This is a genomic window from Endozoicomonas atrinae (assembly GCF_001647025.1).
Taxonomy (GTDB): Bacteria; Pseudomonadota; Gammaproteobacteria; order Pseudomonadales; family Endozoicomonadaceae; genus Endozoicomonas; species Endozoicomonas atrinae.
Map to the genome: position 1 here is coordinate 1 of NZ_LUKQ02000182.1, position 11,086 is coordinate 11,086.

Consider the following 11,086-nt stretch of genomic DNA (forward strand, 5'->3'; position numbering starts at 1 on the left):
TGCATCGTGAAAGTTTTCAGGAAAATCGGGAGTTTTAGGCATGACATTAACGGGATGAACAACAGGCTATTTAAAGTATAAAGGCAATCGCAGAATTCGTGACATATTTTGAAAATGAAATTGGTATAACTTGTCGGCAACGTCAAAGTTGGTCATTCCGATGGGAATCACATTGTCTTTGCCTGCAAGTTTAGGATCAGCGCTGCTGAGATGATATTCCTTGTGAATGATGGCCTCTTTTGCTCCAGTAATTGACGCAATTCTGGCAAACGTCATTTCGCTATAACCCCGGTCGAAGGTTTTCATCAACTGTTCTTCGCAATGGGTATAACCGGTAGCAATAAGTAGCTGTCTGGAGGGATCCAGATACTCAAAAGCCTCACGGATCATGTCGTCCATAGGGTGCGGAGTACTGCTTTTCCAACCAGAAAGATCAACAAACCTCGCATTAACCCCATTGGCCTTAAGGAGCAGGGTTGAGTTGAAAGCGCTGTGGGCCTCGCCGATGGACGCTAGCATTTCCCGTACTGTAACCAGATGTTGCTGCAGTTGAAAGTGGCCATACGAGCACAGGCTGTGAAGGCTGGTCATACAGATTTTGGCATCCGCGATCCGCTGTCGGATAAATTGATTTGCCTGTGCCAGGTAGTGTTCAGTGAACATTCTGCTGTTTATCTCCAGCAGATGGGTTTCTACCTTGCCCAGCATATCCTGCCAGGCATCCTCTTTTTCGCCCTCGACAAAGGTTCTGTATACCCCGGCCTCACCGCTTTTCTTATGCTCAAGCAGGAGGTCGGTCACTCCGGCATAGGCCGAAACGACAAAGATCCGGTTGAAGAGTGTGCCGTTTTTTTCATTCATCCAGATGTTTTTCAAAACATCCTGGTAGCGGCTCATCGATGTGCCACCAATTTTTTCAACGGTATGCGTCATTTTTACTGGTTCATATTGATCGGTTTGATGTTTTGGCGGGAGCATATGAATTCCGGTCGAGGAGGTTTACCGCAAAATGGCTCACCTACCTGGTTATCCACGTGGTTGTAAACAATGAATAGATTATTTCTGGGAAAGGGGGTGATGTTGCTGTTTGAACCGTGCATAGTGTTACAGTCAAAAAACAGAACAGAACCCGCTCTGGCTTCAGCACAGTCAATACCATACTTGTCAGCCAGGTATGACAGACCCTGGTCACTGGGAACCCCATACTCCTGCTTCTTTAATGAGTTGAGATAGTGGTTGTCCGGTGTTTCACCTGCACAGGAAATGAACTCCTGGTGAGAGCCGGGAAACAGCATCAGGGCACCATTTCTGGCATCATTATCGGTTAACAGGATGGAACAGCTGAGGGCCCTCATGTCCGGCATACCGTCTTCAACGTGCCAGGTTTCAAAGTCGGAATGCCAGTAAAATTCCTGACCCCGGAAGCAGGGCTTCAGGTTAAGTCTGGACTGGTGAATGTAGATACTGCCGCCAAGAATGAAACGGGCGATATCCGTGATTCGGGAATCGCAGGCCACCTCTGAGAACCCGGAGTGGTTTTCATGAATCTGGAAGACCGAGCGCAGCTCTCCGCTACTGATTTCAGTGATTGCCTGAGGAGAGGTCAGAATGTCTGTATTCCGTCTCATGTACTCAGCAGTTTCAAGGAAAGTAGCTACCTCTTGTGCATTAAAGAGGTCAGGAATCAGCATGTACCCTTTTTCCAGGTATTGCTGAAGCAGGGAGTTGCTCAGGTGCTCCGGTGGGCCTTCGTCTGAAGGGTAAATAACCGGCGCAGTGCGCCGGATAATTTTTTCTCTGGAAGATACCCTTGATGGATAGCAATCGTTTGAAAGGTTCATGGCTTACATGTGGTGGCCTTGGTTAACGGCATTCCAGAAGTGGGTAAACACCATTTTTATCATGTACTTCCTGACCACTCAGTGCCGGGTTGAACACACAGGCCAGTTTAAGTTCGCTATGGGCTCTGAGAAGGTGCTCATCATTTTTATCCAGGATGTAAATGGTGCCCGGTTTGATGACATGAATTTTTGAGTCTGCCAGTGTTTCCACTTCACCTTCACCACTGATGCAGTAAACAGATTCCAGGTGGTTCTGATACCAGATATGAGTCTCAGTATTGGCATAAATAGTGGTGATATGAAAAGAGAAGCCCATGTTGTCGTTTTTTAACAGCAGGCGAGTGCTCTCCCAATGGCCATCAGGAGATACGACCCGGCGTTCTGACTGTTCTGCGTCTTGAAGTGTACGTACTATCATTTTTATTTTCTCAGCTGGCGACCTGAAACAGGTTGTTGAATTGTTTTGTTGCTCCAGTGGTGGAGCGATGCGCAGAGCAGACTTCTGAAAAAGCGCCTTCAATAATATCGAGCCCTTTTTCAAGGTTCTCGTCACTGGTAATCAGTGGACACAGGAGTTTGATAACCTGGTCTTCGGGACCGCTGGTTTCAATAATCAGTCCATTTTCAAAGCAGCTGCGGGTGATTTTTCCCGCCAGCTTTCCGCTGGCGCAGTCAATTCCTCGGAACATGCCTCGCCCACGTGTGCTCAGTGTTTCAGCTCCATGACTTTCAGCAATGTCTTTCAGGCGATTGGATACATAAAGTGATTTCTTTTTAATGGCTTCGGAAAAGCCATTATCAGACCAGTAGTGATCGATAGCAGCCTTGGCAGTGACAAAGGCCAGATTATTCCCGCGGAAAGTACCGTTGTGTTCGCCTGGCTTCCACTGATCCAGCTCTGGGCGGAACAATACAATGGCAAATGGCAGGCCGTAGCCGCTGAGGGATTTTGACAGTGTGACAATATCAGGTTTAATGCCAGCGTCTTCAAAGCTGAAGAAAGTGCCTGTCCTGCCGCAGCCTGCCTGAATGTCATCAATAATCAGCAATATGTCGTATTTTCTACAGACTGACTCGAGGTTTTTCAACCATTCAAAGCTTGCTGTATTGATACCACCTTCTCCCTGAACGGTTTCAACGATAACCGCCGCAGGGAGGTCCACACCACTGCTTGCATCACCCAGTACTTTATCCAGGTACTCTGTGGTATCAATCGTATCATTCAGGTAGCCGTCATAGGGGAGCCGGCTGACACCGCTCAGGCTGATTCCGGCCCCACTGCGATGATGACTGTTGCCTGTGGCGGCCAGTGAGCCAAGGCTGACACCGTGAAACCCGTTGGTGAAGGCAATTACTTCGGTTCTGCCAGTTACTTTTCTTGCCAGCTTCAGGGCTGCTTCAACCGCGTTGGTTCCCGTTGGACCGGTAAACTGTACGACGTAGTCCAGGGCTCTTGGCTTCAGGATTTTTTCACTGAGGGTGGTTAGAAAAGCCTCTTTGGCTTTTGTATGCATGTCCAGACCATGGGTGATGCCATCTGCCTGGATATATTCCAGTAACGCTTCCTTGAATACCGAGTGGTTGTGGCCGTAGTTGAGCGTTCCTGCTCCAGCCAGAAAATCAAGGTATTCGTTACCATTTTCATCATACAGGAACTCGCCCTGTGCCCGGTGAAATGTCTTGGGGGAAGGAGCGCGCATAGCATTGCACGTCTGATTCCAGCTCGTCAAAGATATTCATTTATCCGGTTGCCTCTGTAAGGTGATGGTGTTGTTTGTTGCTGGTCTGAACCGTTACTGACTCTTTGGCTTCCATTCTTGTACCGAGATAGAGAATTTCATCTTCGTGATCACTGTCGAGATGAACACCAGCTTTGAAATGCTCGATGGTTTCAACGGTCATTCCGTGGTTTTCGAAAAAGGTCTGGAATAGTTTTTGAGATGGGGCATTACTGGGGGAGATAGTTGTTTTCAGGCTCTGAAGGGCTTCGTTCCGATTGAAAAGTCTGCTTAACATCTGTGATGCAACGCCTTTTCCACGATATCTCTGATCCAGAGCTACCTGCCAGATGAACAGAGTTTCCGGGCTTTCTGGTGCAATATAGCCCGAAATAAAGCCAATAATATCGCCGTCATTACTCTCAGCAATGATGGAAGTTCTGGAAAAGTCAGTACATTGCAATAGATTGCAATACAAAGAATTTTTATCCAGGGGGGGGGGCAGTTATTTATCAGGTTGTGTACGGCAATGCCGTCTTTTTTCAGGGGTTCTCTATAAGAAATAAGCATAGTGTTTATATATGTTAGTTATACTAAAATTTAGTATTTCTATATATTTTAAAGCATTTGATTCGATTTAAATCAAGGTTTTGGTTTTTTTTCTGCATTTTTTTCATTTTTTTACTACTAATTATTCATCGTATTTCTATGTATTTTTTGCTTGAAATTGTTTAATAGGCATTGAATAGTAAGGCTGTCTGAAAGTTTGCAGAGAGAAACTCTAAAAATGGGAAGAAGTCAGGATGCGCTGGTGCTTTTGCGCCAGATTATCAGGTCAACTGATATGCAGGATAAAGAAATTAGTCGTTGTACGGGGCTTACTCTGCCTCAGCTAATGACCATGCAAACCCTCAGGCTATCAACCCAGATTACAACAGGGGATCTGGCAAAAGCGATAGGTCTTACCCAGGCAACGGTGACCAGTATTCTGGATCGTCTGGAAAAGAAAGAGCTGGTATGTCGTGAGCGTGGAGCAGAGGATAAGCGGAAAGTCTGGATCAGCCTGACCCCTGCTGGATTGGAACTGTTAAAGGGTGCACCTACCCCACAGCAGGATTTATTTACACGACGCTTTGAGGATATGCAGGACTGGGAGCAGTCCATGGTGATTTCTGCATTGGAACGGGTTGCTTTTATGCTTGATGCGCAACACTTGGATGCAGCCCCGATGCTTGATATTGGTCAGATTGACAGAGATGATGCTGGCTCAGGCGGTTGGAAACCATGATCAATCAGTTTTAGCGATCAAGATTGAGTAGGGGCAGGTTCTGTTTATAAATAATCTCCTATCACTTTACTCCAGTGCTCAAAGTGCTTTTTTACCCTATGGGCTCAAGCCAGAATACTTCTGCTGTTGTTGTAACGACTTTAAAGACGTGGGTATTACTGTGTCCTTGCGTCTAGTCAGAAGTATTCTGGCTTGAGTTGATAACGCCTCCTAGGTCTGATGGTGCGTTGCTTATTTTTGCCAGTTATGTAGAGTTGTAATGGCGTATAAGTAAATGCACATTGCCTGAAAATAAAGGGGGTCTCGTAATGTCCCGGACAATAAAAGGCTTCATAACAGCAATTATGGCAACAGGGTCGTTGCTGACCAGTACTGCCGCAGCAGCTCAAAGTGATAACCATGTTTATGCCGGGCTGGGCTGGACGGTAAAACATGGGTGGATGCCGTCGGCTATCATTGGCGTTCGCAGTGTTGATGTGGATGGCGTTGGCGATGTAAGCGGAGTTGACCTTTCCCTCTCTTATCACTTCACCGACGGCTTTGATAAACTGCTGTTAAAAGGTGTCAGAGGTGAAATCGACTGGCAGGCTGAGTTGGGGGGCGGGTATAACTTTCTGGAACAGTCGCTGCTTCTGACAGGCGGTGTTCAGGGACGCCTGGTTAATTTTTCCATGGATGCTACCCTGGATGGCAATATAGATGGCGGCCTGGCGCTAAATAGCATTGATAAATATGACTGGAAGCCATAGGTACAGATGTTTCATTACCTGATTGGTTTTCATTGGACTTGTGACGAAATGTCAACAGGCTCAATTTTAGTGCTTTACAGCTTGGCTCTGTAAAGCACTGAACCTCACCGATATATATCCCCAGGGCTCGCAAGGGCTGCAGAAATATTCTTTTTTATCATCTAATCCATTTTGATTATTGCAGTGCATATTTATTGGTATTATCGTGCAACTACATAGAGTGTGATGTAGTTCACAAAATGATGAGTTCAATTGATTATCAGAAAGCGGTTATCTGGAGTTTGTCGCAGTTCAGCCAGCAGAAAAGGGCGGCTGATTTCTTTGACTCCCTGAGGACCGGTTTGTGTGTTTATTCTCCCGGGGCACAAAGTCTTTACGGTAAGTATGATGTTTACTGGGGAACCTCCCAGCGGGAAAAGCTGGTGGTTATGCCGAACTTTGAGCAGCATTTGTGGACGATCCAGCGGCTGGATCTTTCTGCTGCCCGTCAGACTGGTATTTATCTTGTGCCAGGAGAGGCAATCGGGCGGGAAGGTTTTTTCCTCTCGGTTCGTGACAGGAATAAGAAAAGAATTCTGTTGCCTGCCAAATCTGGTTTCAGGCAGATTACCCGGTTGTTTGAGAAACAATTTGGCCAGCCTTATTGTCCGATTGTAACCCGGGGAGATTTGAGGGAGTTTCGTCAAAGTCACCCTTATCTGCATCTTCATCATGTGGATATCAACCGTATTCCGGTGGTCAGTAATATGACAAGGCGTGATGTGCTGGATATGTCCAGACAGAAGCTCTCAAGCTTATTAAATTGAGCAAAAGTTTTATTGGCTGTTGACGACGCCAGAAAAATGGGGATAATACGCCACCACTGGCTCGGCACAACATTCTTCAAAATGTTTTGCGGTAGTGAGTCAACGGGGTATAGCGCAGTCTGGTAGCGCGCCTGCTTTGGGAGCAGGATGTCGGGAGTTCGAATCTCTCTACCCCGACCAGATTATATAAAGCCCATGCTCTTGAGTATGGGCTTTTTTATTGCCTGTTTGCTTTGTTCGGCAAATCAATGGGCTATTCAATCTGACTTGCTGCAGGTTATCTGGTTATCAAAACAGGCACCTTTTTTACTGGTACACTGGCTCAATATTTTTCCCCTGGCTTCTGCCTCTGTAGCGGCATGAGAAAACAGGCCTCCGGCACGAATATCATTCATGTAACAACCCCAGCGTGTATTGTTATCTCCATAAGAGTCGGTATCTTCTAGTGCCACTACTCTTCTCTCAAGCCGTCTGATGTCTTTGCGAAGCTGCTGAATCTCTTTCTGAAGGTTTCGGATTTCAGTCTGACTGTCATAAGCCTGAACAGCTGGTATGAAAAGCATCAGGAAAAATATGATTAATGATTTCATTCTGTTTTCCACTTTTTTTCCCTTCAGGGAAATCAAATATAGTCTTTGATTGTGTATATTCCGTAACTGTTTTGCGGCAATCACCACTATAAAAAGATCGTGGGTTTGTTAAAGTATTAACCGTTCCGGTGTGGCGGCGTTTCAAGGAGTATCGTTGTTCATGTTGTCCGGAACACTATTTTACTTCATAAGCAATTATGAGTTTCGGGGTATAGCGCAGTCTGGTAGCGCGCCTGCTTTGGGAGCAGGATGTCGGGAGTTCGAATCTCTCTACCCCGACCAGATTATTTTTATTAGCCAGCCTCATGCTGGCTTTTTTTTTATGTACATGGATGTACTGTATGCTGACAATGCAGGAGCAATTGCCAGTATTTGAGGGAATTGTACTCTTAGCTTGCCGTGTAGAGGCCGTGTTCAGCAATTGAGCTTGATGCCAAAAATAGTATTTCAAGCCATCAATTGCTCTATCAAAGTAACTTCATCATCGGTCAGTGGCGTCTGCAGACAATTAAGATCTTGCTGCATATGCTCTGTATCACTGGTTCCTGTCAATACAATCATGCCCATTTTTAGCGCTGCCTGGAAAATGACCTGTGGTCCGGTTAACCCTGTCCTTGCCATAATGGCCTGAAACTCAGGCTTTTCGAACAGTGGGGTATTGGCTGTCAGTAAAGAGAATCCCTGGTAATGAATATCATGTCGATGGCATAGCTCACGTATATTCGCGTCCCATCCGGTTCTGGCAAAGCAACGGTTCTGCACCAGCATGGGTTTGATAGCTGCATGGTGGCTCAGGTACTCCAGCTGATCATGATTTACATTACTGATGCCCAGAAGTTTGATATGGCCTGATCGGTAGAAGTCTTCCATTGCTTCCCAGACTTCAAAGTCACGGTCACTGAGTCCATGAGCCTGTGATGGACCATGCAGCAGGTAAGCATCCAGATAATCCGTTTTTAAATGCTCCAGGGATGAAAGGAAAGACTGCTCTACCTGAGTTTTGGTCTCAGCCCCGGGGCTATAGGGCAGGCGGTTATCTTGTCCTTCGAGATAGGTGAATTTAGTCTGTAAAAACAAGTCGTCACGGTTTTTTCCACTGGTTTGATAAAAGTTTTGCAACGCTTCCCCTACACCTTCTTCAAAATAATGTTTACGCTGGTTGGCGGTGTCTATTGCCATGAAGCCGTTATTCAGGGCTTTGAGTGTCAGCTCAGAAGTAGCCTGTTCTTTCCAGGCGGTCCCATAGATAAAACGGGGTACCATGGTATCGTGAAGATAGAATGGATCTGTTTCAGGCCGTTCAGTCATCTCCTTGCCTCCATTTGATATTATTGAGTAGGGCCTGTTGACGTTTCGTTACTTGCGCAACTATTGGGGTCTCTGAGTTCGTAAGGAAACGTCAACAGGCTTTGGTAATAGTAAAGATTTTCTGATCAGGTCAGGCTCTATTGAGATTTACTTTAGTGTAGAGCAGGGCTCATGACATAATGTCGGCATGGACAGAAACTTTCCGAGAGCATTTCAGGGGACTTCTTCAGGGGTTTTTTCAAGAAACGTTGTTTTCCAGAGATAGTGTTTTTGATCAATGAGCATCTTTACGTCAGAGCTTTTTAAAAGCAAACCGTATCGTTTAGGCCTCACCCTGTCTGGTGGAGGGGCAAAATGCATGGCTCAGATTGGGTTGCTGCAATATCTGAAAGAACAGGACATTGAGCCGGATATTATTTCCGGTGCCAGTGGTGGAGCGATGGTGGGTGCTCTTCACAGCGCGGGATATGCACCGGAAGAGATTCTCGATTTCTTCGTTTCTACCCGAATGTTCAGTTTAAGAAACCTGTCATTCAATGCCCTGGGGTTGATTGATTCGGCCAAAATAGCGAAAAACTTTCAGCCGTACTTTCCGGATGACAGCTTTGAATCATTAGATAAGCCGCTGTATGTAGTGGCTACTGATCTGAACAGAGCGCAACAGGCAGTATTTAGCAGTGGACCATTGATTAATGCACTGACGGCATCATCTGCCTACCCGGCGATGTTTACACCGGTTAAATGGCAGGGGACGGTTTATGCTGATGGTGGGATTATTAATAACTATCCCTCTGATCTGATTCATGACCAGTGCCGTCACCATATCGGGATGTACCTTGCCCCGATTATGTCCAAGCCCAGTGAACATTTCGGGAATACATTTGATGTACTTGATAGAGTGTTTCAGATCTACAGTTCTGCCCGGCAGTTTTCCAATATTAATTTACCGGAGGTGTCATTGGCACCGGAAGGCATTGAGGACTGCAGCGCTTTTATGGTGAAGCCGGACCAGCTGAAATCTATTTACGACATGGGTTATAGTTCCAGCAGAAAGTACTTTGAGAGCGAAGGTGCCCAATGGCTGAAGACCATCAAGGGAGGGAACCATAAACGTTCATCCTGGTTCAAATTGCCGATAGGCTCTGATACTCAGTAAGTACGAAGTGGTCGGTCATGCCACTCATATAATCCAGAATCAGTCTCGTCCGGAAATACCATTCAAGATCGTTCTCTTCGGTGGGAGAACGCTTCTGCTGGCTCATTTGGTGCACTGCCCGAAAATAGTCTGCTTTATACTTCCGGGACAAGCGATGATTGAGTCGATGCTCGATAAAGTGTTCGCCGTCATCAAGATTTTCCAAGTTTGAGAATGCGGCTCTGGAGAGTTCCAGAATTGGACGATAGATGTCGAGTAAGCCCATCAGTGCCGCATAGCCCCGTAGCTCCGGTGTTTCTTTCTCCTGACTGCTGAATACATGGCGTATGGCGACGGTTTTCAGTGTTTTCAGTGCCATGTGCTGGTCTGAGCCGCCATCAATTAATGGCTCATCCAGGGTGCCGTGAAAAACCTCTGCATGCTTTTGCAGGTATCGGTTAGCGGCATAGCTGACCAAATCGCGAACGAGCTGTGAGCGTAAATGGCGAATAAAGTTCTGTGGGTTATCTTTGGCAACATTTTCTGCTGCTTTAATGATCTCTGGCAGGTATCGGCTCTTTTCACTGGTGAACTCTTTCCACACTTCTTTCAGCCAGAAACTCAGGCCTCTGAATGACAGAATTCCTTTATCGATAGCGTCTTCCAGATCGGCAATGCAGTAAGAAATATCATCTGCTGCTTCCATGATGTAGACCAGTGGAAAGCGGCAGTTCTCCTGTATTTCAAGATGTTTCCAGATGTCCTGAATAAGGCCGTGTTCTGAGTAGTAGAAACCAGGCTTTTTCTGGCGGTAATCAAATCCGGACTGTTTGTTCTGATAAGGTGACCGGGTGTATTTGATAGTGGCGGCCAGTTGTGACCAGGTCAGGTTGAGTGCCTGCAGGCTGTGAATGATGCGCAGGCCCTGAGCATTGCCTTCAAATACTGATAAATCGGGTAATAACACCTTATAGAAAAGTTCTGAATGACCGGTTTGGCCAGTGGCGCTGGACTGTCTTGCCATTGCCTTGTGATGGCAGGCTTTACCATGATCCTGAATCCAGCGGCTGAATGCTGCTTCACCAAAATGGCCAAAAGGTGGGTTACCTACGTCGTGCAGCAGGCAGGACATTTCTACCAGATTGGTAAAGGCCGTTTCGATGCCTTCCAGACCGAGCTTTTCCAGTTCTCCATTTTGCTTTAGCTGATCCAGAATGGTTTTGGCCAGGTAGCGGCCGGTTTGCTGAACTTCCAGGGAATGGGTAAGGCGACTGCGGACGGCCGCATTGGTTTCAAGTGGGTAGACCTGAGTTTTCTGCTGAAGTCGTCGTACGGCAGCGGACTGAATAATGCGACCCCGGTTACTCTCGGTTTCCGTAATCAGATCCCTGGGCTGAGCGTAGATTCTGGGCTCAGGGCGATCACAGGTCAGTTTCTTGAGATAATCCAGAGATGCCATAGGCTTGGTAACCGGGGGGTTGGGTGTGTGTTCAGGTTACCATATCCTTCGGCAGATCGGTGAGTTGTCATCACCGGCGTAAAAAGTCCTCAAAACACCAGTCCAAAATGACCTGTCGTTAAGTATAGCTTTTTGGGGTGGTCTGCAAGTCTGATAGTTCCAGAAAGTTAAATATTTTACTAAGCTGACTCT

At 46.5% G+C, this 11,086-nt stretch carries 11 protein-coding genes, 2 tRNA genes and 1 pseudogene; 6 read left to right on the top strand and 8 right to left on the bottom strand.

The window, feature by feature from the left end:
- Positions 1-66: 66 nt before the first annotated feature.
- From AK963_RS20015 to ectA, 5 genes and pseudogenes are all read right to left on the bottom strand, one after another.
- Positions 67-933, bottom strand: a complete 867-nt coding sequence (locus AK963_RS20015) for an amino acid kinase family protein (RefSeq protein WP_238593795.1) — start codon at positions 931-933, stop codon at positions 67-69.
- Positions 934-935: 2 nt separating this feature from the next.
- Positions 936-1,841 (bottom strand): ectoine hydroxylase, encoded by a 906-nt coding sequence (gene thpD, locus AK963_RS20020; RefSeq protein ID WP_066017203.1) that lies wholly within the window; start codon positions 1,839-1,841, stop codon positions 936-938.
- A gap of 22 nt (positions 1,842-1,863) precedes the next feature.
- Complete coding sequence (locus tag AK963_RS20025) at positions 1,864-2,259, bottom strand: ectoine synthase (RefSeq protein WP_066017204.1); 396 nt, start codon at positions 2,257-2,259, stop codon at positions 1,864-1,866.
- Positions 2,260-2,269: 10 nt separating this feature from the next.
- A pseudogene (gene ectB, locus AK963_RS20030) lies at positions 2,270-3,581 on the bottom strand (diaminobutyrate--2-oxoglutarate transaminase).
- Positions 3,582-4,037 (bottom strand): diaminobutyrate acetyltransferase, encoded by a 456-nt coding sequence (ectA, locus tag AK963_RS20035; RefSeq protein WP_238593796.1) that lies wholly within the window; start codon positions 4,035-4,037, stop codon positions 3,582-3,584. It abuts the pseudogene before it with no gap.
- Positions 4,038-4,346: 309 nt separating this feature from the next.
- Between ectA and AK963_RS20040 the strand changes: the two genes are divergently transcribed.
- The 4 genes from AK963_RS20040 (at position 4,347) to AK963_RS20055 (ending at position 6,582) form a co-directional block, all read left to right on the top strand.
- Complete coding sequence (locus tag AK963_RS20040; protein WP_066017206.1) at positions 4,347-4,847, top strand: MarR family winged helix-turn-helix transcriptional regulator; 501 nt, start codon at positions 4,347-4,349, stop codon at positions 4,845-4,847.
- 308 nt (positions 4,848-5,155) lie between these two features.
- The gene (locus AK963_RS20045; protein ID WP_066017207.1) at positions 5,156-5,596 is read left to right on the top strand and encodes a hypothetical protein; all 441 of its coding nucleotides are present in this window, start codon (positions 5,156-5,158) and stop codon (positions 5,594-5,596) included.
- Positions 5,597-5,835: 239 nt separating this feature from the next.
- The gene (locus tag AK963_RS20050; RefSeq protein WP_066017208.1) at positions 5,836-6,402 is read left to right on the top strand and encodes a hypothetical protein; all 567 of its coding nucleotides are present in this window, start codon (positions 5,836-5,838) and stop codon (positions 6,400-6,402) included.
- A 103-nt stretch (positions 6,403-6,505) separates the two neighbouring features.
- A tRNA-Pro gene (locus AK963_RS20055) sits at positions 6,506-6,582 on the top strand.
- A gap of 77 nt (positions 6,583-6,659) precedes the next feature.
- On the opposite strand, the gene AK963_RS20060 is transcribed toward AK963_RS20055, so the two are convergent.
- Complete coding sequence (locus tag AK963_RS20060) at positions 6,660-6,992, bottom strand: hypothetical protein (protein ID WP_139117546.1); 333 nt, start codon at positions 6,990-6,992, stop codon at positions 6,660-6,662.
- A 205-nt stretch (positions 6,993-7,197) separates the two neighbouring features.
- Here AK963_RS20060 and AK963_RS20065 point away from each other — a divergent pair.
- Positions 7,198-7,274, top strand: a tRNA-Pro gene (locus tag AK963_RS20065).
- A 165-nt stretch (positions 7,275-7,439) separates the two neighbouring features.
- Here AK963_RS20065 and AK963_RS20070 read toward each other — a convergent pair.
- Positions 7,440-8,300, bottom strand: a complete 861-nt coding sequence (locus AK963_RS20070) for an aldo/keto reductase family protein (RefSeq protein ID WP_066017210.1) — start codon at positions 8,298-8,300, stop codon at positions 7,440-7,442.
- A gap of 277 nt (positions 8,301-8,577) precedes the next feature.
- Between AK963_RS20070 and AK963_RS20075 the strand changes: the two genes are divergently transcribed.
- Complete coding sequence (locus AK963_RS20075) at positions 8,578-9,456, top strand: patatin-like phospholipase family protein (RefSeq protein WP_066017211.1); 879 nt, start codon at positions 8,578-8,580, stop codon at positions 9,454-9,456.
- Here the strand turns inward: AK963_RS20075 and dgt are convergent.
- Positions 9,425-10,894, bottom strand: a complete 1,470-nt coding sequence (gene dgt, locus AK963_RS20080; protein WP_066017212.1) for a dGTPase — start codon at positions 10,892-10,894, stop codon at positions 9,425-9,427. The genes AK963_RS20075 and dgt overlap by 32 nt on opposite strands.
- Positions 10,895-11,086: the final 192 nt, after the last annotated feature.